The 25,163-nt window shown below is 44.0% G+C and carries 26 protein-coding genes; 10 read left to right on the forward strand and 16 right to left on the reverse strand.

The annotated features are described in order from the left end of the window. Nucleotides 1-30: 30 nt before the first annotated feature. The 4 genes from NSQ99_RS16650 to NSQ99_RS16665 all read right to left on the reverse strand — a co-directional run bounded on the left by NSQ99_RS16650 (nt 31) and on the right by NSQ99_RS16665 (nt 3,595). Nucleotides 31-900: an NAD(P)-dependent oxidoreductase gene (locus tag NSQ99_RS16650; RefSeq protein WP_340837910.1), complete on the reverse strand. Its 870-nt coding sequence runs from the start codon at nt 898-900 to the stop codon at nt 31-33. 111 nt (nt 901-1,011) lie between these two features. Beyond that, nucleotides 1,012-1,722: an RraA family protein gene (locus NSQ99_RS16655; RefSeq protein WP_251668808.1), complete on the reverse strand. Its 711-nt coding sequence runs from the start codon at nt 1,720-1,722 to the stop codon at nt 1,012-1,014. Between the two features lie 90 nt (nt 1,723-1,812). Further along, complete coding sequence (locus NSQ99_RS16660) at nt 1,813-2,829, reverse strand: LacI family DNA-binding transcriptional regulator (RefSeq protein WP_340837913.1); 1,017 nt, start codon at nt 2,827-2,829, stop codon at nt 1,813-1,815. Between the two features lie 202 nt (nt 2,830-3,031). Next, entirely contained in the window at nt 3,032-3,595 is a 564-nt protein-coding gene (locus NSQ99_RS16665) for a GbsR/MarR family transcriptional regulator (protein WP_340837915.1), read from the reverse strand. A gap of 190 nt (nt 3,596-3,785) precedes the next feature. Between NSQ99_RS16665 and NSQ99_RS16670 the strand changes: the two genes are divergently transcribed. The 6 genes from NSQ99_RS16670 (at nt 3,786) to NSQ99_RS16695 (ending at nt 9,147) form a co-directional block, all read left to right on the forward strand. Beyond that, nucleotides 3,786-4,664, forward strand: a complete 879-nt coding sequence (locus NSQ99_RS16670; RefSeq protein WP_340837918.1) for a carbohydrate ABC transporter permease — start codon at nt 3,786-3,788, stop codon at nt 4,662-4,664. A gap of 19 nt (nt 4,665-4,683) precedes the next feature. Further along, nucleotides 4,684-5,526 carry a carbohydrate ABC transporter permease gene (locus NSQ99_RS16675; protein ID WP_251668816.1) on the forward strand — a complete coding sequence of 281 codons (843 nt, stop codon included), beginning with the start codon at nt 4,684-4,686 and terminating at the stop codon, nt 5,524-5,526. Nucleotides 5,527-5,620: 94 nt separating this feature from the next. Next, nucleotides 5,621-6,976 carry an ABC transporter substrate-binding protein gene (locus NSQ99_RS16680; protein WP_251668818.1) on the forward strand — a complete coding sequence of 452 codons (1,356 nt, stop codon included), beginning with the start codon at nt 5,621-5,623 and terminating at the stop codon, nt 6,974-6,976. 22 nt (nt 6,977-6,998) lie between these two features. Beyond that, a complete protein-coding gene (locus NSQ99_RS16685) occupies nt 6,999-7,769 on the forward strand; it encodes an HAD family hydrolase (RefSeq protein ID WP_340837921.1) in 771 nt (256 codons plus the stop codon). 27 nt (nt 7,770-7,796) lie between these two features. Then, complete coding sequence (locus NSQ99_RS16690) at nt 7,797-8,120, forward strand: DMT family transporter (RefSeq protein ID WP_251668821.1); 324 nt, start codon at nt 7,797-7,799, stop codon at nt 8,118-8,120. Nucleotides 8,121-8,217: 97 nt separating this feature from the next. Next, nucleotides 8,218-9,147, forward strand: a complete 930-nt coding sequence (locus NSQ99_RS16695; protein WP_340837923.1) for a metallophosphoesterase family protein — start codon at nt 8,218-8,220, stop codon at nt 9,145-9,147. 54 nt (nt 9,148-9,201) lie between these two features. On the opposite strand, the gene recD2 is transcribed toward NSQ99_RS16695, so the two are convergent. From recD2 to NSQ99_RS16725, 6 genes are all read right to left on the reverse strand, one after another. Continuing rightward, nucleotides 9,202-11,607, reverse strand: coding sequence for an SF1B family DNA helicase RecD2 (gene recD2 / locus NSQ99_RS16700; protein ID WP_340837925.1), 2,406 nt, complete (start codon nt 11,605-11,607; stop codon nt 9,202-9,204). Between the two features lie 204 nt (nt 11,608-11,811). Beyond that, the gene (locus tag NSQ99_RS16705; RefSeq protein WP_251668828.1) at nt 11,812-12,744 is read right to left on the reverse strand and encodes a fumarylacetoacetate hydrolase family protein; all 933 of its coding nucleotides are present in this window, start codon (nt 12,742-12,744) and stop codon (nt 11,812-11,814) included. Nucleotides 12,745-12,831: 87 nt separating this feature from the next. After that, nucleotides 12,832-13,605, reverse strand: a complete 774-nt coding sequence (locus NSQ99_RS16710) for an SDR family NAD(P)-dependent oxidoreductase (RefSeq protein ID WP_340837927.1) — start codon at nt 13,603-13,605, stop codon at nt 12,832-12,834. A 35-nt stretch (nt 13,606-13,640) separates the two neighbouring features. Beyond that, nucleotides 13,641-14,432 carry an SDR family NAD(P)-dependent oxidoreductase gene (locus NSQ99_RS16715; RefSeq protein WP_340837929.1) on the reverse strand — a complete coding sequence of 264 codons (792 nt, stop codon included), beginning with the start codon at nt 14,430-14,432 and terminating at the stop codon, nt 13,641-13,643. Nucleotides 14,433-14,454: 22 nt separating this feature from the next. Next, nucleotides 14,455-15,624: a UxaA family hydrolase gene (locus NSQ99_RS16720; RefSeq protein WP_340837931.1), complete on the reverse strand. Its 1,170-nt coding sequence runs from the start codon at nt 15,622-15,624 to the stop codon at nt 14,455-14,457. Nucleotides 15,625-15,628: 4 nt separating this feature from the next. Further along, nucleotides 15,629-15,949, reverse strand: a complete 321-nt coding sequence (locus tag NSQ99_RS16725; protein ID WP_340837933.1) for a UxaA family hydrolase — start codon at nt 15,947-15,949, stop codon at nt 15,629-15,631. A gap of 279 nt (nt 15,950-16,228) precedes the next feature. Between NSQ99_RS16725 and NSQ99_RS16730 the strand changes: the two genes are divergently transcribed. The 3 genes from NSQ99_RS16730 to NSQ99_RS16740 all read left to right on the forward strand — a co-directional run bounded on the left by NSQ99_RS16730 (nt 16,229) and on the right by NSQ99_RS16740 (nt 18,435). Then, entirely contained in the window at nt 16,229-17,140 is a 912-nt protein-coding gene (locus NSQ99_RS16730) for an AraC family transcriptional regulator (RefSeq protein ID WP_340837935.1), read from the forward strand. Continuing rightward, nucleotides 17,137-17,859 carry a rhamnogalacturonan acetylesterase gene (locus tag NSQ99_RS16735; RefSeq protein WP_340837937.1) on the forward strand — a complete coding sequence of 241 codons (723 nt, stop codon included), beginning with the start codon at nt 17,137-17,139 and terminating at the stop codon, nt 17,857-17,859. The genes NSQ99_RS16730 and NSQ99_RS16735 overlap by 4 nt, the downstream gene beginning before the upstream one ends. 78 nt (nt 17,860-17,937) lie before the next feature. Further along, entirely contained in the window at nt 17,938-18,435 is a 498-nt protein-coding gene (locus tag NSQ99_RS16740; protein ID WP_340837939.1) for a hypothetical protein, read from the forward strand. A gap of 94 nt (nt 18,436-18,529) precedes the next feature. Here NSQ99_RS16740 and NSQ99_RS16745 read toward each other — a convergent pair whose 3' ends face one another. From NSQ99_RS16745 to NSQ99_RS16765, 5 genes are all read right to left on the reverse strand, one after another. Next, complete coding sequence (locus tag NSQ99_RS16745; RefSeq protein WP_340837941.1) at nt 18,530-19,330, reverse strand: polysaccharide deacetylase family protein; 801 nt, start codon at nt 19,328-19,330, stop codon at nt 18,530-18,532. Nucleotides 19,331-19,647: 317 nt separating this feature from the next. Beyond that, nucleotides 19,648-20,508, reverse strand: coding sequence for a serine hydrolase domain-containing protein (locus NSQ99_RS16750; protein ID WP_340837943.1), 861 nt, complete (start codon nt 20,506-20,508; stop codon nt 19,648-19,650). A 101-nt stretch (nt 20,509-20,609) separates the two neighbouring features. Further along, a complete protein-coding gene (locus NSQ99_RS16755) occupies nt 20,610-21,305 on the reverse strand; it encodes a class I SAM-dependent methyltransferase (protein ID WP_340837945.1) in 696 nt (231 codons plus the stop codon). 237 nt (nt 21,306-21,542) lie between these two features. Then, complete coding sequence (locus NSQ99_RS16760; protein WP_340837947.1) at nt 21,543-22,256, reverse strand: hypothetical protein; 714 nt, start codon at nt 22,254-22,256, stop codon at nt 21,543-21,545. A gap of 60 nt (nt 22,257-22,316) precedes the next feature. Continuing rightward, complete coding sequence (locus NSQ99_RS16765) at nt 22,317-22,499, reverse strand: hypothetical protein (RefSeq protein WP_340837948.1); 183 nt, start codon at nt 22,497-22,499, stop codon at nt 22,317-22,319. A 597-nt stretch (nt 22,500-23,096) separates the two neighbouring features. Here NSQ99_RS16765 and NSQ99_RS16770 point away from each other — a divergent pair. Continuing rightward, the gene (locus tag NSQ99_RS16770; RefSeq protein WP_340837950.1) at nt 23,097-24,362 is read left to right on the forward strand and encodes a copper amine oxidase N-terminal domain-containing protein; all 1,266 of its coding nucleotides are present in this window, start codon (nt 23,097-23,099) and stop codon (nt 24,360-24,362) included. A gap of 78 nt (nt 24,363-24,440) precedes the next feature. Here NSQ99_RS16770 and NSQ99_RS16775 read toward each other — a convergent pair whose 3' ends face one another. Further along, entirely contained in the window at nt 24,441-25,064 is a 624-nt protein-coding gene (locus tag NSQ99_RS16775) for a GDSL-type esterase/lipase family protein (RefSeq protein ID WP_251668850.1), read from the reverse strand. Nucleotides 25,065-25,163: the final 99 nt, after the last annotated feature.

Here is a 25,163-nt window from a genome sequence, read left to right on the forward strand (position 1 = left end):
TTTCCTCCCTTGATCAACATATACGATGCCTCAGGTACCTCTTTCTGATAGATATTGGGATATCGCAGCAAAATCTAAATTTCCGTACGTTGATTCTGCCTGTTGATATAACGCTAGCGCGAAGTTTGAAAGCGGCAAATCCACTGTTTTTCCTTCACCTGCTGCAATTTGAATATCCTTTCGCATAAGCGATAATTTGAAGCCCGGTATATAGTTTTCTTGAAGCAGTGCTTCCAGTTTATTTTCAAGCATCCACGATGCCCCTGAACTGCTCATAATGACTTCTCTCAACATATGCGGCTCAATATCCAACTGCTCAGCTAGCACTGCAGCCTCCGATACAGCGAGCATGTGTACTGCTGCCATCATCTGATTAATTGCCTTAATCCCTTTACCTGCGCCGATGGAGCCTACGTAATGAATCGTTGCGGCAAAGCAGGACAACAAGGATTGGCAATGGTCAAGCGTGCTCGGATCACCAGCTGCCATTACGGTTAGCTTTCCTTTTTCAGCGCCGACTGTTCCCCCACTTACCGGTGCATCCAGCACCGGTATACCGGAAGCTAAGTAAGCTTCAGCAATTCGTTTCATCACCGATGGAGAACCCGAAGTCATTTCTATTAAGGTAGTTCCTGGTGTTATCGATCGAATAAAGGATGGAGCTAGTAGTACCTCCTCCATCTCTTTATCCGTCGGCAGTATCGTCACAATGAATGTACTATGTTTAGCGACTTCCTTAGCAGAAGAATGCTCTGTAGCGCCTAAAGCGACAAGCGCATCGACAGGAGAACGGCTTCTATTGCACGTAATATGCAACGGGTAGCCACTCTGAATTAGATGCTTTGCCATAGGCAGCCCCATAGCTCCTAGACCAAGAAATCCAACAGATGGTTTAGTCATTCTTCTAACTCCTTTGTCGTTATATTATTTCTAAATTGTGGAAAAACAAATCTTGTGCTACACTAAAGAGGATTCCGATCATACTCCAGTAAGGACCAGTTACTGGAGTTTTTATAATACCGTTTCATCGAGCTCCCAACCGAGCTTTTCATATAGTCTTTTTCTTCCTGCTTTATCTCCGTTAAGCTCTTGATGTGCGTACTTAGCAACGTCGAAGGCAAGTTTTCTTGGTACCACAATTACACCATCACCATCAGCAACGACCACATCGCCTGGATAGATCGCTACGCCACCAATTGCAACTGGAGTATCTTTTTCGTAGAAACGAATACGTGCTTGATCCATCCCTTGAGAGATAAATTTAGACCAAACTGGAATCCCTTGCATAATAACCTCATCCGTATCACGAATTCCGCCGCCATTCGTCAGGTAACCTCTTGCCCCTTTTAATTTAAAATCAAGCGTATTGTTGGAGCCAAGAATGCCGACATCTACACCAGCAACATCCATGACGATAAAATCTCCTTCTTCAATATCCTGTCCCCACGGATCATTGCATACCTCTTTGTAATACCATTTCACCCACTTCGTATATTCATCGCCCGTTAGCTTCGGCGCTGGACCTTCATATGGCAAATAACGTGCAGTACGTGCAATCCCAACAACACGGGTACGAAACAAAGGCTTAATGTCATGATGAACGGTACCATAGCCATGCATCCCGACCCAGTCCATTCCGTCACGTACATCTGTCACGCGAAGATCCTTATACAGCTCTAACAATTGTTCACGTTCCGTCATTGCTTGTTTTTGTTCACTCATTACTAACCCTCTCCTCATGTCATAATTTTATTTATTGCTCGCCTGCTTGGAGTCTCAATCCATTACAGAGGAACATCACCCCTTTCAAGTTTAATCCTGCGGTATTGCACCACATGAAGCTCTTATAATTAATTCAGGTACAAGCACATTCATTTGCGGTTCTAGCTTTTCTTTCGTCTCTATTTGATCAATTAAGCACTGCGCTGCTTGCTGACCCATCACATAACTTGGCTGCTTAATCGTTGTTAACGGTGGATCGATGTATTTCGACCAAATCGTTTCATCGTAGCTCACAATCGCAATTTCATGTGGAATTTGTTTCCCCATATCCTTCAATGCTCCGATTACCTCCAAGGTCACCGTTGTGTTAGTCGAGAAGATGGCATCCACATCAGAATTTCTTTTGATCCATCGTTTAATCGGTTCGATTTGCGGCTTGCCTTCCTCCAGCTCTAAAATTTTGCATTGCTCCTCAGCATACCCGTTAGCAAGCATTGCTTTTTTGTAGCCCTCAACACGCTCTTTCCATGTGCTTACGTATGGATTTTGAAAAACTGCGACCGCCACTCTGGTTCTACCATATTTGAGCAAATGGTTGACGGCAATATAAGCTCCCTTTACATTATCCACCACAACACCTGTTGCCATTGGATTGTCGACCCTACGATTAATAATGACAAGCGGATGCTTCTCCTCAATTAACCTGTCATAGATCAGCTGATCCTTGCACGTCGGATGAATAATAATGCCATCTACTCTTCGTGTCTTAAATTCCTTAATGAGCTCTTTTTCTACATGCTCGTTCTCATTAGAATTAAATATCATCAAATGATATCCCGACGCTCTGCACGTATCCTCTATGCCTTCAAGGACAGTCGACCAAAATGGATTTTTCAAATTCGATAAAATCATACCAATGACATTCGTTTTTGTTGCTTTTAATCCTTGGGCCAATGCGTTAGGACGATACTCAAGCTCTTCAATCGCTCTTAGAACCTTTTGCTTCGTTTCCTCCGTTGTATGTGCATAGTTTCCATTAATAATGCGGGAGACAGTTGTCTTAGAAACCTTCGCTTTTTGAGCTACATCTGCAATGGTGATTTTCATGACGCAACCTCCCAACCTTCTCATTTTAGAAATCGTTAAACAAAAAAACACCGCAATCAAACGCTTACAGCACGATAAAGTGGCAAATAAGTGAGTGATTCTCGGTGTCTTTGGGAATCGGTTTCCTAATGGTGATAATTAATCCTATGCACAGGTTTATTAGATTATCATCACACAAGACAAATATTTTTTTGTGTTTTTCTTATAACTTCTGAGTACGATTCTCTGGAAAAAAGCTTCCTTCCTTCAACTGATTAACGAACTGCTGCAGCCAATCGTAGTAGCTAAGCGCCTCCTTTAGTTTATGCAAATCCTCTAGACAGAGCTTTCTTTCTACTTCTTCTGTATCCCGATCCACGATTACATCCGTATAGATTGGAATGGCTTGCGATATCGCTTCCTTCATTACATCAACTTCACGCTGGAGCTTATTAGCAAAGAACGTCTGGAAGGTATGAAAGAAATCCGTCTCCGCACGATATAGGTCTTTACGTTCATCCTTCTCCTTAAGCTTCGTTACCATCTGAGTATTCAATAATGAGCGAATCGCATAGCTCATATTGCTTTTACTCATGCCCATGCTCTCCTGCATCTCCTCCAGCGTCATCGGACGATCCTCAAAAAACATAACGCCGTACAATTCGCCGAACGTGTAATTTACTCCGTACAAGTCCATCGTTACAGCAATCGCATCAATAACTTTAGCTCTGAGCTGATCGACCTTCGTGGCATGCTGTTCCAGTTTATCCATTCTCGCTTTTCTCATAAGAACTCCTCCGCAAGTGATTTCTGATTTACAAAAGCTTAAATTCATGTTTACAGCTAGTTAACCTTTTATATCACAAATTAACGTACAATATTTTTTGAACAAAGAGAAAAAATACGGTATTGCATTACAATTATAACAAAGATTCAATAAAATTTGAATTTTCAAACACCATCTAGGAGGAAAAATTGTGAGGAAAAGCTTGTTGAATGATGCAAAGGCTTTGGCATTTACCCTACCTGCCCTTGTTCCTTTAATGCTGTTTTGGTTTATCCCACTTGGGTACGTTATTTACTTAAGCTTTATGGAATGGGACTTTATGAATCCTGTTAAAACCTATGTTGGCCTGAACAATTATATCCGATTGTTCGATAACCCACAATTTTACCAGGCGTTGCGGGTCACGATGCTGTTCTGCATCGGAAGTGTGCTGCCCATAATAATCATCGGATTCGCGCTTGCTCTATTGTTTGAACGCAAGATGAAAGGCACGGCTATCTATCAAACGCTGCTGTTTTCACCCTGGGTAACACCTACTGTTGCAGTATCCATAGTGTGGTCATGGATGTATGAGCCGAAAATCGGCCTCATTAATCTCATCTTGTCCTGGCTCGGACAAGACCCGATCCGCTGGCTAGAGGATCCAAGCTGGGCACTGGTCGCTGTTCTTATCGTAACGATATGGAAGTCAGCTGGCTGGGCAATGATTTTCTATATGGTAGCGATTCGCAACGTACCTCCCGAGCTGTCCCAAGCAGCAGAGCTCGATGGTGCTGGTTACTGGGGAAAGCTGGTTCATGTCACATTGCCGCTAATATCGCCAACTACGTTCTTTCTTATTATCGTACAGCTTATTCAAGCAATACAAGCCTACGATCAAATTAATGTACTAACTCAAGGCGGACCTGCTGGATCAACCAGAACCTTGCTGTACATGTATTATCAATCAGCCTTCACATCCTATCAAATCGGTGAAGCTTCCTCCATAGCGATCATTATCGTTTTGGGATGTCTGATTCTATCTGGTCTATCCTTTATCGTTGCTAGGAAAACGGTTCACTATAACTAATCGGGAAAGGGAAGGTCTCATGCTATCTAAACAATTGGTTACTCGATCATTCAGACAGCTTCTTATGGCTGCCCTATCTATAGCGATGGCATTTCCATTCTTCTGGATGGTTAGCAGCGCTGTAAAAACGAACGATGAAATATGGCAGTTCCCGCCAACCTTGTGGCCTAGCAATCCGCTATGGCACAACTTTAAGGAAGCCTGGCTGGCTGCACCATTCGCTCAATATGTGTTTAACAGTGTATTTGTTGCATCCATGATCGTGCTGCTGCAGGTTTTGAACTCCAGCATGCTTGCATACGCCATTACGCATATGAAATTTCGACTTAGCGGTTTCTTTACGACCACGATTTTGATTGGCTATATGATTCCCGCTACCGCAACGTATTTGCCGAGTTATCTGATCTTGAATGAGCTTGGGCTTTTGAATAGCTATGCTGGACTCATTTTCTCAAACTGTGTAAGTGTATTTTCGATCTTTTTAATCCGGCAAGCCTTTTTACAGGTATCACATGAGCTGGTTGAAGCAGGTCAGGTAGATGGTGCGTCTCATTTTCGTATATTGTGGACGATTATTGTTCCGATTACCCGATCATCCTTTGCTGTACTAGCACTCATTACTTTCATAGAGCAATACAACAACTACTTTTGGCCCATGTTGATTACCAATGACCCTAAGCTGCAATTAGTGTCTGCTGGTCTGCGGAGCTTCTTTGTGGAAGGAGGTGCATACGGGTTAAAGTGGCCACTCATTATGGCTGCCAGCGCAATGACGATCGCTCCACTGCTGTTACTGTTTATTTTTACGCAGAAAACAATTATTCATAGTGTCAACCTCTCAGCCGGAGCTACAAAAGGCTAGCAGGACAACACAGACAAGCAATCTAGCACTCACAAGTTCATTACGTTTTTAAGAGGATTAATCATACATGCTCTATCGACAAGGAGGACTCTTTATGTTGAATGTAAAAAGAAGTTTGTCAGGTCTACTCATACTTTCCTTTATGGTGCTTGCTGCATGTGGCAGCAATGCAGGCTCTAGCAGCAACACCGCTTCCAATGCAGGAACGAGCAGCTCGACTGCCGTTAGCAGTACCTCTACTAGCAGCAACCCCATAGAAATTGAATTCTGGTATGGACTAGGCGGCAAGCTTGGTGAGAATATGCAAACGCTCATAACCAAATTCAATGAATCACAATCAGAAGTCATTGTAAAGCCGGTCGTGCAGGGTGACTATTCTGAGACCGTTCAAAAGCTGCAAGCAGCTATTGCTACGAATACTGCGCCAGCTGCGGTTCTTGCATCTAATGTAGACTGGGCAAAGAAAGGCTACTTCGCTTCTTTAGACGAATTAATTGCAGGCGATCCAGACTTCAACACAGAGGATGTCATCCAAACCTTCCTCGAGCAAGGACAGGTTGATGGCAAGCAATATTTCCTTCCAATGTACGGCACAACACAAGTCATGTACTACCGCAAGGATGCATTGGAAAAGCATCAGATTGACCCTGCTAGCCTGACAACATGGGAAGCACTTGCTGAGGCTGCTGCAAAAATGACTGAAACAGACGGCAATCAAACAACATTTTATGGCTGGGAGCCAATGTGGGGCAGAGAAAATATGATGGATGCTGTATTCAGTAAAGGTGGATCCATCTTAAGCGAGGACGGCAAAACGGTAACGATTGATTCAGAGGAATGGGTTACAACATGGGAACTATTCCGCAAATGGATTCATGAGGATGGCATTATGCGCATCCACTCTGGCGGTCAAGGATGGGAATATTGGTACAAAACGATTGACGACGTAATGCAAGGCAGAGCTGCAGGCTATACTGGTTCTAGCGGCGATCAAGGCGATCTTGACTTTTCTATTATAGGCGCGATGGAGCAGCCTGGCTGGGAAGGCATGGGTGTAGGAGCTCCAGTAGCAGAAGCGATTATGGCAGGTATTCCTGCGAATGCGAGTCCTGAAGAGCAGAAGGCCGCTTACAAATGGTTCAGTTTCTTCATGAGCGCTGAAAACACAGCCTTCTGGTCCATGAACACAGGCTACATTGCAGTTCGTGAATCCGCACTGGATACAGAGGAATTTAAAGCCTATGCCGAGCAAAATCCGCAAAGCACTGTGCCATTGATGCAGGCGTCGCATGCTTCTTCTCCATTCCTTGATCCGACAGGCGGAAAAATTAACGATGCGTTATCCATCGCTGCAGACAAGGTGCAAATTGCCAATGTACCAGCTGCAGAAGCGTTGAAGGAAGCGAAGGAAACGGCACAACGTGAGCTTGATTTGATCAACAAAAAATAATTAATAATGTAGGTGAAGCACATTGACGTTGCTGCATGTAGATAATCGGACAATCCCGATTAAAGGAATCGTTTTTGATAAAGACGGAACACTTGTGGATTTCCTTCATACTTGGGGCTATTGGGTCGAGCTTATGCTCGACCGTTTTTCTAGCGAGCTAAAAAGGCTTAAGCTTGCCCCTTTATCAAGTGATTCGTATGTTTTACTTGGCGTTACTCATCGCTATGGGCAAGGCGTTGTCGACTATGACCGTCAAGGACCGCTATCTGTCGGTAGCTTGTACGACCTGCTTACCATCGTTGCACTGCAGGGCTATCATCGCGGGTTAACCTGGGCACAAGCTCGACTGCTTGCTGTGCAATGTCAGCAGGCTGCAAGCAAGCAGCTGGAGGATGAACAGCGCGTCAAGACAATTCCACATGTCGTGGAGCTGCTGCAGCAATGCAAGCAGCATCAGCTTAAGCTAGCCGTTGCAACAGCCGACGATACACTTCCCGCCAGACAGCAGCTTAACTGGTTAGGGATCGATTCAATGTTCGATACGATCATTGGACATGATAGTGTTGCCAGGGGCAAGCCCTACCCGGACATGATTGAGCTAGTGTGCAGGCAGCTGAGTCTAGCTCCTTCAGAGGTTGTCATGATTGGCGATACAAATGGCGATATGATGATGGCCCGATCCTCAGGCACAATAGCCTCCATCGCGTATTTATCCGATTCGTCACTGCATGCAAGCGATTATCCTGATGCGGATCATATTATTTATAGCTATACAGACATTGCCTTCTCTTAAATGTAGGCGAAGGAAAGGTTGAGCAGCATGGGTTGGATATGGTTGTTTCTTGCCATTGTATTAGAGGTTTTAGGAACGATATCGATGAAGCTATCAGCTGGCTTTAAGCATATCGTCCCTTCTGTACTTATGTTTATGTTTTACGGTGCTAGCTTTACTTCACTTAACTTCGCTTTACAGTATATGAATGTCAGCACTGCGTACGCCATATGGTCAGGCGTTGGTATTGTGCTCATTACAATAATCGGCTACAGCGTATTTAAGGATCAGCTAAATGTAGCCTCTCTATTATGGATGGCTGTCATTATTATCGGCGTCATCGGATTGAATATGAGCAGCAAAGCACACTAGTAACACAAACGATCGATCACATTACAAATCGAAAAAGCGTTAAGCAGAAGGAATACTTGAGTGCACAATCTATTAAAAGGAGAAAGGAGCAGAAGCATTGATTAGCAATGAACGATTAATCTTTTCCTTTCAAGTCATTACAGACACGCATATTACGATTGATCCCGCGCATCAGTATAATAAGCATCTAGATCTAGCATTACGAGATATTATCGCTCAATGCCCGGAAAGCAAAGGAATTATGCATATAGGTGACGTAACGGATCATGGATTCCATGAAGAATACGATCAGTTTCAGCGCATATGGAACCAGCATAAGAAGAAGCTTCCTCCGCTTTATATAACGACAGGCAATCATGATGTCGGGCTTCCCGAAAGCGAAGAGCAGCTTCAGCAATTATGGGAGCAGTTTAAGAATAAGTTTCCGGCTCATAATCTATCCAATAGCAAACCGGAACTTGAGATTGGGAGCTGGGAGGATCGATCTGGAAGATTTCTTGAACGAATCGGCAATTCCGCACTCTATCATGACCATTGGATTAACGGCTATCATTTTATCTTCCTAAGCACGGAGCAGGGACTTCCAATATACTGCTCTCTGTCTTCGATACAACTAGAATGGCTTAAGCAGCGCCTTGCTGAGGAAGCCACTCCCGAAAAGCCCATCTTTCTCTTTCTGCATCAGCCTCTGAAAAATACGGTAGCTGGCTCGCTGGAGCATCAGAACTGGTATGGTGTTATCGAGGATGAAAAGCTTAAGCTTATTCTAAGCAATTATCCACAGGTCGTAATGTTTTCTGGGCACTCACACTGGGAGCTTGGGGCACCTTACACCTATAACGATTCTGCTCCGGCGATGTTCAATGCAGCGTCGGTTGCCTATCTATGGACAGATGAGGATGAATTCAAATACGGCAGTCAAGGTTACTATGTTGATGTGTATAACAGCAAGGTTGTTGTTCGAGGTCGTAATTTTGTCAATCAGTCGTGGGTTAATGAAGCTCACTTCACAATCAAGTATAAATAATGCACGAAGGGTGCATGCTAGCTTCGCATGCACCCTTCGTTTTCTCCTCTGCCTTCAGGAGGTAGCCAAAAATTTCTCATTCAAGCTGCTATTGCGCGCTGTATGCTTAAAGGACCCTATCGCATAGTCGATCGCCCGCTGCTGCCCAATCACACATACGAATTGCTTAGCACGCGTATAGCCTGTATAAAAAATACTGTTGTCGAGCATATGATAGTGCTCCTGCATGACGACCAAAAGTACGGCTGGCCACTGTGAGCCCTGCGATTTGTGTACGGTCATCGCATAGCAGTGATCCAGCTCATCTAGGCCATTAGTATACATGACATAGCCATCCTCATAGCACACGATGACAACCGCTTCTTCATGCTCCTCATCGCTCTGAACTAGCTTTATTTCCTCAATGATGCCGCATTCTCCATTTGTTATGCCAAGCACATCAGCATTTTCAACGTATTCACCCGTGTCGCTTCTGCTATACCACTTCATGGCATAGTTGTTGGCCGTATGAATAACCTTATCACCCGGCATAAAGTATAGGGTAAGCTGCTCTGCTTCGCCATCGGCATCGTTCACTTTCCTAAACTTACAGTTTTCAACCTTCAGCCCTTCTCGTTGGTCATTGAAGGCTTGCTGAATAAGCCAGTTCATCACGTACGTGCCCGCTTCCCCTTTACGCTGCGGGCAAAGCACCTGTATATCCTCTAATGAATAGTCCTTCGTCTCCATTAATCGAGCGATGGAGCGTAGCATTGTCATCTGCATACGTGCTGCATCTGACTGAGCGATGACGAACGCATCGCCTTCTGCAGCTTGAGGCGCAATCGTTTTGCCTTGAATAATACGAGTCGCATTGGCAACAATTCCCGAATCCTTGCCTTGACGCTTTACCACATCTAGCGTGACAACTGGGATAACCTCACTTGCAATAAGATCATGCAGCACATTACCTGCACCGACGCTTGGCAGCTGCTTCGTATCGCCCATGAATATAACCTTGCAATGCGGCGGGATAGCACTGAACAGATGCTTAGCCAGCGCGATATCCAGCATCGAGCTTTCATCCAGCACCAAACAATCGATAGGCAGCGGCGACTGCTCATTATACTCAAAGCCTCGCTCTGGATTGTACTTGAGCCCTCGATGAATTGTCGTACATGCTCTCCCCGTTGCCTTGGCGGCAACCTTGGCAGCTTTACCTGTAGGCGCAAATACCTTTACCTCAAACGGCAAGCTCATCCGTTCATACTGGCGCTCCAGCAGATCAAGAATAATGTTCAGTGTAAATGTTTTTCCGCAGCCTGCACTTCCGTTTAAGATGTACATGCCTCCCGTTTGCTCTGTAAATTGAAGCGCCGCCTCAATCTGCTTCTGCTCAAGATGCAACCCCTTATCCTGCAAATAAGCTTGCAGCTCACTCTCAGCGTTAGGGAACGCTATCCCCTGATGCAGCAGTAGACGTAATATGGAGGCTGCTACCTTCAGCTCAGCGTAGTAAAGCTCAGACAAATAAACTCTACCCGCATCCTCAATAAGCTTCCCACGTTCTAGTAGCGGCTCAAGCAAAGCCTCGATCGCCCGCTTCTCGAAGCTAATACCTCGGCTGTGCAGCTCACTAGGTGGCAGATCTAGCGTCTGCTTCACTTTATCTACAAGCTCTGGGCGTCTTAAAAAGCAGTGTCCCTCATACGAGGCTTCGCGCAGCACATAACGTATCGCAGCAACGATACGACTTCGCGAACGCATATCGAAGCCAAGCTCCTGAGCAATAGCATCACAGCGTCTAAAACCGAAGCCTCTTACTCTTTTTGCAAGCATATATGGGTTGCTTTCTATCTGTGCATCCACCTGCTGCCCTAGCTCGGCGATTAGCTTTTTCGCCTGATTCAAGCTAAGCCCCCACCCTTGCAGCTTAGCAAGCAAATCAAAGTTACCGCCAAGCAGCTTTAGCTGCATACTCCATGCTTCGGCTTGCCTTTCACTAATGCCAGATACTTCTTCAGCTACGCGCTTTGGATTCTCCAGCATTATATCTAGCACCTGTTCACCGAAATGCTCCAGCAATGTAAAGGCACGTTTATCCAGTCCGTCCAAGCTTTGCAGCAGCAAGATGATGCCATCGGTTGTGACTGGGCGTGCTAAGTAAACGGAATCCACCGCTATCTGCTTCGTATCTTTATAGTAAGCTACTCTACCTTCAATCCAGTAGCTTTGATCCTGTTTTAATATAAATGGAAATACACCTGCGATACGGAAGCTCGTCCGTTTATCCTCTACGCAAGCATATGCAGCAAACCCTGAATCCTCATTCTCGAACAGCAGCTCCGCTACGGTTACCTGACGCTTCACACACTGCTTCTCCTCTAGTGCATCAAGCCACTGGGGAAGCCGCTGCTTGCTTAATCCATTATTCCAGTTCATCCTATCACCTACTTTTATGCTTACATTATACGGCTTCATACATAGGAATGGAACAGCCGTTCGCAATTCAGCATTGTAGTATTCTTTTTAATCAAGCTCTTACATAAAGCTAAAGATAGAGAAAGCAGCAGTCAGCTAGACTGCACGTTCTTGTGCCAATCTAACTGACTGCTGCTTCCTATAAGGATGAATTTATGAAAGTTAAGCTAGCTACTAATTCTATTAAGCAGTATCTCTTATCCGTTACACTTCCTGCATCATTCGATTCGTTAAGGAGCCAAGCTTCTCGATCTCGATCGTGACGATATCGCCTTCCTTCAGCCATTCAAGATGCGGCTTGCTATGACATACCTTCCCGTCAAATCCATTAAAGACCACACCTTCCGGTGTTCCAGTCAGTATAAGGTCACCTGGTACGAGTGTCATATGCTCCGAAATATAGCTAATGATCTCACTGCAGTCGAAGATCATATCGGACGTATTGGAGTGCTGACGAACCTCTCCGTTAACGATGCAGCGAATCGTTAGATCATTCGGGTTGCCCACTTCATCTGCGCTAACAAGGTAAGGTCCAACAGGACTGAATTTATCGCAGCTCTTTCCTAGCAGCCATTGCTGAGTGCGGAATTGCAGCTCTCGTGCGGACAAATCATTCACATTGCAATAGCCAAGCACATAATCTAGTGCATCTTCCTTCGAAACCCGCTTCGCTTCCTTGCCGATGACGATACCAAGCTCTGCTTCATAATCGACCTGAGTCGAATTGAACGGTAGTGGGATAACCTCCTTATGTGCAGCAATCGTATTGGCGAATTTATTGAACAGAATAGGCACCGTTGGAATCGGCATATTGGATTCCTCAGCATGCTTGCGATAATTCGTGCCTACACATATTATTTTGCTTGGCGCTGGCACGCATGGGCCAAATGCGAGCTCCTTCTCGTCAAGCCATAGCTCTTTATCCGCTGTAAGCTCATTATTATTCGCTTCGATAAAGTCTCCCAGCTGATTAAGCGCTGCTGTTCCACCATAAACGGCTTCCTCCATCGTTACGGCTAGCGATTGATCGGGTCCAGGAGCTAGCTTTTGAACTGCTTTATGTACATCGAGAACCCCTTGCTCTAACAAAACACCTAAATGGAGCTTATCATCGTTATAAAAGCTTAATAATTTCATCCTACTATTCTTCCTTTCTATGAATGGATTGTATATTCAGATGCTATGTTCTCACTATAATTTGATCCTTCTTCATTATCAACAACATTACGCATTTTTACCAAATACTACCCCGCCATCAATATATAGCGGCGACCCCATCATAAATTTCGATTCATCTGAGGCTAGAAACAATGCTGCACTCGCTACATCCTCTGGTGTGCCCAGATCACCGCTTAGCTGTCTTGTTTTTAGCGCAACCATCGCTTGCTCTGGATCATCGTAGGAGGTACGCAAATACTGCTCAACGAATGGTGTTAATATGGTGCCCGGCAGCAGTGCATTGACACGAATGTTATAAGGCGCATAGTCGACCTGCATTGATTTCGTTAATGCAAGGATCGCTCCTTTGGACGCTGCATAGCTTGCTCGATTCGCGAGTCCTATCTCTGCAATACACGAGGACATATTGATAATTGATCCACTTCGCTTAGCCATCATATAGGGCAGCACGTATTTGCTCGTAAGATACACGCCTTTAATATTCACGTCCATCACCGCTTGCCATGCATCTGGCTCTATTTCATGCAGCAGACCAATTCCACTAATGCCGGCATTGTTGAATAGAATATCGATCTGACCATAGGCTGCAATTGCTTGCTCAATCATAGACAGCACGGACTCTGCAGACGTTACGTCCGCGCATAAGAAGGTCGCTGTGCCGCCCAGCTCTTTAATTTCCTGCACGACCGATTGCCCCTTCTCGGTATCTCGATCATTGACGATGACAATTGCGCCTTCCTTAGCAAAACGAAGTGCAGTCGTTTTGCCAATCCCTGAGCCTGCTCCAGTAATGATTGCGATTTTGTTCTGAAGCTTCAAGAATGTCCCTCCTCACTTATTCTACTTAACTCTACTTAATGGATATGATCCTCTGGCTGAGCTGCCTTGACACTTAACCCGCCATCAACCATGAGCAAATGCCCGTTAATTTGCATGGCTTCTTCTGACGCTAGAAAAACAACAGCATCACCAATTTGCCTAGATGTGCCAAGCCGTTTCATTGGATTAGCCTCTACTTCCTTGCGATAAATGTCTGGATCTGCTAAGTAATCCGTGCACATATCAGTATCTACTGTGCTTGGACCTACAGCATTTACATTGATACCATACTTGCCAAGCTCGATGGCCATCCCCTTGGTAAGCATATGTGCTGCTGCTTTTGAGGATTGATAGTGCGGGATTAATGGACTTGTAACAACGAGGCTTGCTGTCGACAACACATTAATGATTTTGCCGTAGCCTTTTGCTATCATCCGAGGCGCAGCAAGCTGAGAACACAGGAAGATGGATTTTACATTCGTATCATAAGTACGATCCCACGTTTCCTCTGACACCTCTAGAAATGGCTCGAAGGGAGCGATGCCAGCATTGTTGACTAGAATATCTATCTCCCCAATCTCAGCTTCTACCTGTTGGAACATCTCTACCACCTGCTGCTTATTGCCAACATCAGCCCGTACGACACATGCTTTGCCGCCAAGCGCCTCAACCTTCAGCTGGACTTGCCGTGCCAGCTCCTCTGATCGTTCCGACGTATAGTTGATCGCCACGGATGCGCCTTCTTCTGCCAGCCTAATAACAATCGCTTCACCAATTCCACGGCTGCCGCCAGTTACTAACGCCTTCTTCCCCTCTAGTCTCCTCATGGTGCTGCCCTCCCCGTTATCGTTATAAGCTCGGTCCAATCCGATTAATGCTAAACTCGGTATGTCCAAGCAGCTCTGCCTTCGTCAGCTTGCCGCCGGCTACTTCGACAATCTCCTGCCAGATCGCTTCCCCCGCTTGCTGCAGCGTCAGGCCGCCCTGCAGCACATCACTTACATCAACGTCCATATTGTCCTGCATTCGCTCATACATTTGCTTATTGCCAGTAATTTTAATGACTGGAACAACCGCTGAGCCTGTAGGTGTTCCGCGTCCCGTCGTAAAGCAAACAAGATGCACGCCCCCGGCTGCCATGCCTGACACACACTCGATATCGTTGCCTGGCGAATCCATAAAGTACAGCCCGCCTTGCCCGTCTTGTGGCAATGCCTCGGCATATTCAATAACACCCTTTATAGGTGTTGTACCGCCCTTGCTAATACAGCCAAGAGATTTCTCCTCAATTGTCGTCAGCCCGCCAGCAATATTGCCGGGACTTGGATTGCCTCCTCGCATATCCTCGCCCATGCGAGTAACCTCGGCCTCGAAGGCTGCAACGATATCATACAACCGTTGCTTTGTTGGTTCATCCGCAGCTCGCTGTGCCAGCACATGCTCTGCACCGATAATCTCAGTCGTCTCTCCGATTACTGTGCTGCCGCCGCTTGCGATCAGCTGATCCACCGCTGCGCCCAGAGCAGGGTTGGAGCATAACCCGCTCGTAGCATCGGAGCCGCCGCATTTCACGCCTATCTTCAATGCAGCTAGCGGGGCTGCTACCTGCTCCATTCGATCAAGCTCTGCACGCATCTCCTTCGCAAGCTGTGTCCCGTGCTGGATCGCCTTAATCGAGCCTCCTACGGATTGAATATCGAACCATTCCACGCGCTTTCCAGTCCTGCTTATTTCTCTGGCTAGCTCCGCAGGATCGATCACCTCGCAGCCCAAGCTAATAATAAGCACTGCGCCAACGTTAGGATTTTTACCTGTTCCAGCCAGCACATCAAAGGTACGCTGTTTATCTGCTCCGATCTGGCTGCAGCCGTGCTGGTGAGGAATCGCAACAGAATCGGGGACAAGCTGCATGACACGATTCGCTACCTGATTCGCACATATGACGGTAGGAATAATGAGTAAATGATTACGAATGCCAAACTCTCCATTACTTCTCTTGTACATCTGAATGGTAGTCAACTTCTCACCCTCCCTTGCTCGCTTGGTCGCCACGACCACGAATTCCTTCTAGATTATGAACGTGAACATGCTCGCCTAGCGCAATAGCCTTAGACGCGCGCCCAATGACCTCTCCATACTTCCGTACCTCTGTACCCGCTAGCAGCGCACGAATAGCAAATTTATGACCAAACGGAATAGGTTGCTTTAGCTTCATTGGAATGGACGCCTCTCCAATCCTAACCACCACTTGCTGCTCTGCTTGTAAGGACTCAAGCGCTGTTGCAACATCATCACTTTCATGCATAACGATTGATGCAGCTCCCTGTTCCACACGCTCCTTCATCGTCGATCAGCCCCTTTTCTTCTTTTCGAAACGTTATTTTCTATCTCTGATTCATAAAGCTAGTTCGTCCACAATTTGTTGATAACGCTTTCACTATGAGTTAAAATTTATGTTATCTTGCCTTCCATTATGCTGATGGTTTTCATGTAAAAATAACTTATTCTTCCAATCGACTTACCTTTATTATATCATCCGATTTAGCGATAAAAATTGCGTAAACGTGCAACGATATACTCTTTTATGATATTCCCCATATATAGTAAAGGAGGACATCTATTCATGCAGCCGATCAAAAAACACCTCAGTAAGCAAGATCTACTACCATTCATCATCGACTATAAACAGCAAAGAGGGCCGGATAATGAGCTCCCTGATCATATACAGGATTGGTTTGAGCTCGTCTATGTTTATAAAGGAAAAGGCAGCTTCTTTATCGATCATAAATTTTACGATATGGAGCAAGGAAATGTGTTTGTGATTCCAGCGAATACGATTCACCGAGCGATCTTAGAGCAGCATTCCTCTATTACGGTGACAGCGATATTTTTTCATGGAGGGCTTTCATTAAAGGAGCTTCAGGATGATGCCTATCATGCGCTCCACCTCTTTCATACCACAAGGCAATCTTCTACTTACCGAATCGTACTTAATGAGGAGCAGCAGCGGACGATTGAACAACAGCTTGAACGCATCCAAGAGGAGGTATCGTCTCGGCAAATCGGATACAAAAGTGCAGCACTATACACGCTTCAGCTTATTCTCATCATGCTTAGCCGTGTAGTACAACAGAGCAATCCAGCTATAGAGACAGTACCAACCTATACACTCGCTCCTCGCTGGATGGAGGAGATTCTCAAGCAGCTTGAGGGAACCGATTCACTGGGCTGGAACTTAGCACAGCTAGCTCGAAGCGCCAATGTAAGCTCCTCGCATTTTAGTCGAGTGTTCAAGCAGCTGACGGGGATGAATGTTACGCAGTACCTAATGATGAAGCGTATTATTGCTGCTAAGCAGCTGCTCACTGAAACCGATGATAAGCTTTCACTCATTGCCGAAAAGTGCGGCTTTGACAGCATTCCCCACTTTTACCGTTGCTTTAAAAGTATGACTTCCTACACACCTGCGACCTATCGTCATATGCACCATATTAAACGACCTAAACTTACTGAAATGGAGGGAATTATAGAATGAAACAGCTTAATAACAGCGATAAACAGTTAAATGCTCGTCCAACGATCTATCTTGCTGGCGATTCTACTGTCCAAACCTTTGAGGAGTACTGGGAGCCTGAGGCTGGCTGGGGGCAAATGATAGGTCACTTCTTCACAGATGACGTTCGTATTAGCAATCATGCCATCGGTGGTCGAAGCAGTAAAACGTTTCTAACGGAAGGCAGACTGCAAAATATAATAGAAGAGATTCGTCCAGGCGATTTTTTGTTGATACAGTTTGGTCACAACGATGCTACCATCAGCGTTCCAGAGCGCTATACGACCATCCCAGAGTATAAGGACTATTTAAAGGTTTATGTAAATGAGGCTCGCAAGGCAGGAGCAGATCCTATTCTCGTTACACCAGTTGGCCGTCGAATTTTTGATGAGGCTGCAGGTGTCTTTCAAATGAGCTTTCCAGAATATGTACGAGGGATGAAGGAAGTTGCCGATGAGCTTGAGGTTCTGCTCATTGATCTTAATGCGCTTAGCTTGAATTATTACAATGAGATTGGCTTAGAGGCTACTCGATCTGTATTTTTACATGTTGAACCAGGCATCTATGAAGCCTTTCCCGATGGTAAAGCAGATGATACGCACTTTCAGGAGCACGGTGCGATGCACATAGCACGTCTTGTAGCTGGAGCTGTTCAGCAGTTACCCTTACCGATCTCGGAATATGTAATCAATTTAGATTAATCTATAGACAAAACAGCCGTATTTCTTTATAAAGGAGATGCGGCTGTTTTATTGGATAGGCTTCATTAGGAGGATACAATGCATAACAAAGTCAAGAAAAAGCTACTCCATCTATATACAGGCGAGCTCACAGCAACGATTGTATTTCTATTCGTATGGCTCGTTTATTTACAAAAGTATGAGTGGGCAAGTCTCAGCGGATATACGGCGTATGCGTTTATTTTACTAGAATTTATTCTGCTTCAGGGCACGTACTATTGGTATTTGAAATACAATCAGATAAAGCATGGCGACCTAGGCGCGCTGCCTCATCGTTGGCTCCGTTTGTTCAAGGCATGCAAGTTAATTAATGTTGTTCTTATAGTTCTCGGCGTTCCATTAATCATTGTTCAGCTGAGCAGCTTCCCAGCGAACTTTTACTTTTTCTTGTTTTTGTACCTTTTTGCAATCGGAGAATACATCAATTATTATCATATACGACTATCCTATCAAACATCGGAAGAGATTAATGATTGGTTGCGCCATAAGAAGCTTCGCAGCTCTCGCCTTGCAAGAGAGCTTAAAAAGCTCAACTAAATTTAGATAAGCAAAAGCATGCTCCACGACATTTTCGGTCGTCTTGGAGCAGGCTTTACTCGTACAAGCAATATTTTAAGGTGATTGACTTAGCTTATGCCAAATCCATTAAACTTCCAGCCTTCACTTCTACAGCACGATCATTCACACTAATCCATACATCCATTGCGGTTGGATTGTGAATAACAGTTCCATCCATTGTGAATCGTAGAGCTTGAAGCGCATTCATATAAGCAACAATCTCAGCATTCGTAGCATACCAAATATCGTTACGGCCACTAATCTTCTCGCCGAACTGCTCAACGAGCTCCCAGTTCTGATCATTCTCGAACTCGTAGCTATGTCCCCATACGTACAGTAGGCTCATCCTTGAATGTCGATGCTGCAGTGTTAAAAATTGATCTGCCGCTTCTAGCATATTTTTATGATGACAGGTCGGATGCCAAGCAAGCCATTGTTCTGGCATATGGAAGGAGCCATGACTGCTCACCGTACGGGCATATTCAATCCCGATAGAACGAAGCTGCTCGATCACGCTCTCATTGTATGTACCGAACGGATAGCTCATCCCACGAATAGGATAGCGAACTAGCGATTCCAGTGCATGGCGATCCTGCACAACCTGAAAGACAACCTGCTCCTGCGGAGATTGCTCTAGAAAGGGGTGATGCGTCGTATGAATCGATACTTCATGTCCTTTAAAAAGCTCCGCAACCTCGCTTGCTTCAATATAGCTTTCTCTGCCAAAGAACGCGCTATTAAGATGAAACGTTCCTTTTAAGCCATATTGATTAAATAATTGTACGAGTCTGCGATCATATTCTCGTCCATCATCAAAGCTAAGTGTTACTGCCTTATTTACTCCATTCGGAAAACGATCAAAGCGAATATTCATATGAAAAATGCCTCCTGATCACTGGTAGAATTCTAGCTCACTAATGTGTTCTAGCATTACGGTGTAATTTCCTGCATTATTTTCTGTTAGCACATATAATCCCTAATCGTTAATCTAAATTGTTGGATCATCCTTGCTATAACCAAAAAAAGTAAACTCCCCATTTTTATTTTTTGTAATAGCGTATGGATGATTCTGGTCAACATATCTCCGAGCGAATTCCCCTTCCCCTACAGGATAGATTTCGATATGAAGATTTCCTGAAAATCTCGTAAAGTATAATTTTCCATTAATAAGCTCTACTTGAATCTTATCCTTCAAATAGGTTCCGCAATACTTTCTAAATTTGAAAGAATGATTACACATATATCTTCATCGAAATAATTTTGCATATAGGTGCTTATTCCTAGGTGATCTCCCCCATGGGAATATCTATCAGTGCCGTAAATATGATGATGCTCTAGTCCATAGCAGTAATTGTTTTTGTTCACTTTTAATAATCTATCGTATGTTTTTGGCGATAGGATTTTCTTATCTCGCAAACAACTGTACCATTTGAACAAATCCTCGCAATTTGAAACCATCGCACCAGCACCAATGCTAAACTTTTCATTATAATATGGACTTTTTATAATTGAATCAAAATCTCTAGAATAATTACTTGATCTGTTTTTTATAGGCTTACATCCGTCATCAACATCACTGTTCATCATATTAAGGGGTAACAAAATATTGTTTCTAATATATTCTTCAAACTTCTCACCTGAAACATTTTCAATAATCCATGCAAGAAGATTATAGTTTGAATTATTGTAATCATATGTCGTGCCTGGCGGGTTTGTTGGTTCTTTAGTAATATACTTTTGGAAGAATTCGTTATGTAAGTAATCCATTCTGTTGTAACCAGCGAAAAAATCATCATCAAAATTATAAAAGTTATACAATCCAGAGGTATGCGATAGTAAATGATGAATAGTAATCAGCTTGTTAATCTTCATATTCGCAGGGAGATATAATTGTGCAGATTTATCTATATCGAGCATTCCCTTGTCATAAAGAAGCATGATCGCAAAGGCAGTAAACTGTTTTGATATGGAAGCAATTGAAAAGCAGGAGTTTATCTCGTTTTTAATTCCGAACTCGACGCTTGCATAACCGTATGCGTTTTCAAAAAGCACTTCACCTTTACGGGTAACTTGAATAACGCCGTAGACATGTCCACATAGTTGTTAATGTATGTTTCTAGTTTCAATCGAATGGATTGCATAAATTTACTCCTCTATTCGAATTCTTCGCTCACTCTTATATTTTTTGCCGTTGTCATCAGAAGAGAAAACGGCTTTCCCGTTTTTGGATTTAACGGTTCCTTTATGTCGATAAGCGATAGTCCTGCTGACCCTATTTCTTTAAGCCAAGAGCCCATTGTGCGATAGAACCAAGGCATCGAAGATGAGTACCCATCCCCCATTCCCTCAAAGGTTTCCACGCGCCAACCATCCTCATAAGGTTGATTCAAAACATTAAACGGGTGAAGCGTATGAATCATGATTACCCCTCGGTCAGATAAAACGTAAGACATCGTTCTAAGCAGAGGAGAAAGCTCTTGTGATAATAAAGAAAAATTACATACGACAACATCATAGTTCTTGCCAACTTGCTCAGGATTCGCTATCAATTCTTCATAATTTAAGTGAATAAACTGTGCTCCACCCGCTGCTTGAGCGTGAGCAATTAACTTTTCACTGCCATCAATTCCAACTACCTCTATTCCTAAATTACTTACAGTTCTTGATAACCAACCCTCGCCACAGCCAATATCCAACACTCTTTTTGGATTTCTGGCTTGTATAGCATCAATGACAACCTGATCGGTAGCAATCTTTCTACTTTCTATCTGTTGTTGCCGAATAGATTCTGTCCAAGCATCTGCATTAGCTATCCAGCTTTCTGCTAACTTTCGTTCATTATTATGCATGATTCAACCATCTCCCAGTTAATCTATAGTAATTAGAAATTCGAGTCATTCATTCCGTATCATATTGGTTAATTACAATAATGTGAAGATATCCTTAAACCATAGCCCTCCAAAGAAAATGACGCCGAATAAGCATACGAGGATAAAAACCGATATGATAACGACCACACAAAGCTTTAATAAACTCTTCATAGATTGCTTAATGGTTCATCCGTCCTTTCTACCTTTATACCATATTCAATAGCTTGCTAATTCATCGATTGCTCGCTGTATCTTCTTATCCGTTTGCGTGTTAAGATCTTCTCCGTACTTGAGGATGAGCAAAAATGAATCCAAATTGTAATTCTTAAATGCTCCAATATCCATAGCTGCCGATTTCTCGAGAAATTGCACCCAGCCTTCAAGCTGTTCTTCCTCCGACGGAAATTGATACAGAATTACTTCTTCACCATTTACAGAATAAACCTGTGGCTCAATACCTCCCAGGCTTATTTGAAAAGGGCTCTGGGGATCTCTAACACCTTCTATAACGTCTAGTCCTTGTTTTTCTAGCTCCTTAATAATGACCTCTTTTGAGGAGACTTGTTCACGAGTGAGCAGTATAACATCGTAGGCAACAAGCCCTAACGGTTTATCGCTTTCCATTCTTTTTCTAAGATCTACTGGTTCTGAAAGAGTAACCTTGACGGTTGAGCCTGAAATAATTTCATTGACAGTTAATGAGCTTCCATGCATATCGCGAAAAACCGTCTGATCTGTAAATTCCACAGAGCATCTATATCCAATATCATTGATCGGACCTTTCTTTCCACGATTCACTTCATCTGAACAATTAATAACTAAGCTGCTATCCGAAATGTCCTCGATTGGTCCCTCGATGGAATCTGTCGGCTTCGTACATCCTGTTAAAAACATAAGAGCAATCAGTAAAGTAGCCATCACCCGATACATCCCAATTCCCCCTTTCTAGCAATAACGAACATAAATAGCGTAATGTTGCGGTACTCTCACCTAACAAAGTAAATGCTCAGGTGCATACATCGTAGCGCAGCCTACACAACCCGCTAAAGCGGAGTAAATGCTGAGGTGCCACATCGTAGCAATACCTACAAGCCACCACAGCGGAGTAAATGCTGAGGACCACATCGAAGCAATACCTACAAGCCACCACAGCGAAGTAAATGCTGAGGTCACACTACGGAGCGACACCCCAGAAGAACTCCAGCGGAGTAAACGCTGAGGTTTCACTACGAAGCGAATGCCCTCGAAGAGCTCCAGCGGAGTAATGGTGAGAGCGTAGAAGCGAAGCGGTTGCCTTTGTCCTCTGGTTTCTACTTTGACAGTTATTCAAGAAACCAGAGGACAACAGCAATCGGAGCCTCACCATGTACAGAACGCTGAAATCAGTGGACAACAGCAATTGAAACCTCAACATTTACGGAGCGACGCCCCAGAAGAGCCCCAGCGGAGTAATGGTGAGAGCGTAGAAGCGAAGCGGTTGCCTTTGTCCTCTGGTTTCTACTTTGACAGTTATCCAAGAAACCAGAGGACAACAGCAATCGGAGCCTCACCATGTACGGAGCTCTGACAACAGCAATCGGAGCCTCAACATGTACGGAGCAACACATAGTGCTACAAAAGTACGGGGCCGTTGCTACAAATTTCCTATTTATCATAGGTGCAAAGTTCCAATTTACGGAAATTGAGCAGGGGTTTTTAACTAAAAGACGAATGGTACAGGTTGGATCACGATATATCTACAATATGTTTAAAAAATGGAGGAATAACACAATGAGAGAAAAAGCGATCAGAATTAATATTCTAGCTTTGATTGCATTTATTTTAATTAGTTCATTCGCTTTACCAGTCGGTACGTCACATGCAGCAAGCACAACATTTATCAATGACATTGCAGAAAAGTACGAAGCATTAGAGGATGAGTTTACAAAGCAATACAAAGCTGATTTGAAGACGGAAACGAATCATTATGAGCTGTTTCTAGAAAAGACAGCTGATGAGCAGAAGAAGCTAGAGAAGTTGCTGGATGAAGATCTAGAATATCTAGATGATTTGCTTGATAAAGATTATAAAGCGCTCATCAATCAGTATGGCGATGATCGATCCTACAATTCGAAGCTAACGCAATACAAGAATCAAATTAACCCTAGCTACTCAACAGGTGCACTATGGAAGTACAGCAAGGAAATCGATAAGAACTATTCAACTAGCTTGCATTGGAAGTTCAACAATCAAATTAATCCGAATTATAGCACGAGTATGATGTGGAAATATAAAAATGAGATCAACCCTAGCTATTCTACGAGCACGATGTGGAAATATGCGAATACGGTTAATTCAAGCTATTCTACAAGTATCATGTGGAAGCTGCGCAATGAAAGCAATCCTAACTACTCAACGAGTACAATGTGGAAATATAAGCAAGGAAATATTACTCAAGAACAAGCCAAGAAAAGCATGGATAGCATTCTAAAAACGGGTAAAGAGGATCTTCAAGCAGAACGCGACTCAGCTATGAACAGCATCAAGAAGCTGAGAGAGCGTACAATGAATGATATCGTTGATCTACGTAATGAGACAGTTCGCAAAATCCTTAAACAACGTAGCGATAGTTTAGAGGATATAAGCGATCTAAGAGAAAGATTGTTTGGTAGCGGAATTGAAGCGAAGGCACTTGTTATTAGCTTTGATTCGATTAAGGTCATCATTGACGGTGAGCTGCAGCAATTTGAACAGCCTCCATTTGTCGTAAATGGCACTACGCTTGTTCCGATGCGAGCGATTTTTGAGCGCTTAGGTGCCAACGTTGAGTGGAATCAAGCCCAACGATCTGTAAAAGCTACGAAAGGAAACACAACGATCCAATTAGCCATTGGAAGCAATATGGCAAGCAAAAATGGTGAGAATGTTAAGCTAGATGTAGCTGCTCAAACAAAAAACAACCACACCATGGTTCCTCTTCGTTTCATTAGTGAAGCGCTAGGAGCTAACGTAATGTGGGATGGCAAAACAAGCACCGTAACGATCACAACCAAATAAACAATAAGAACAGTATACTGCCCCTCGCTCATTAGAGCACCAGAGCAGTGTACTGTTCTTTTTAATTACTGACTTCTTCTAGAAATGTCCTTGCTCAATTAGACTATCCAAGCAGCCAGTGATATAAGCAGCCTGGAGCTGTCTAACCTCTTCTGTATAGTGCACATGATCGCAATATGCTTGAATGCCAAACCTTCGTGTAAAGGTGTATAGATCGATCATCGAAACGCTGTGGCTCCTCATAACCTCATCTGCTGTAGCATTGTAAGTCACAACATCGTCATGAAAGCGCAAAAAGGTCGAGTCCTCCCGATTATGTACCTGCTCGACAGCATCCGTCGTACAAATCCAAATTAAATTCTTCGCCATCTTCTTCGATATAGTTACGATCTCTTCAAGATTAGTGCGATATCTTTCCAGTGGAATTTGTTTCGCGCCTGTCTGCGGGTCCGTTTTAATATCATGCAAGCCGCAATTGACGAGTAAAACATCGTAGCGCACACCTTTTCTATGCTCACTTGTCAAATACGCTAGAACCATATCGCTATCGCCTCCGTTAGCGCCAACCGGCTTGTCCAAATCCTCTAGTGCTTCAGCTTCCCCTCTTTTCCGATCATACTGATAGCTGCCTACAACAAACCTTTTCAAGTACGGTCCATATTGAATCGAGATACTATCCCCAACAATAAATAGACTGCGCATCCGAGTCCCCCTTACACATTCATCGTTCCTTTAAGCTATATCTAATCAAACTAGCAAAAAAATATCAAGGCGACTGCTTACAGCAGTGCCTTGATATTA

This window comes from Paenibacillus sp. FSL W7-1287 (assembly GCF_038004245.1).
Taxonomy (GTDB): domain Bacteria; phylum Bacillota; class Bacilli; order Paenibacillales; family Paenibacillaceae; genus Pristimantibacillus; species Pristimantibacillus camelliae.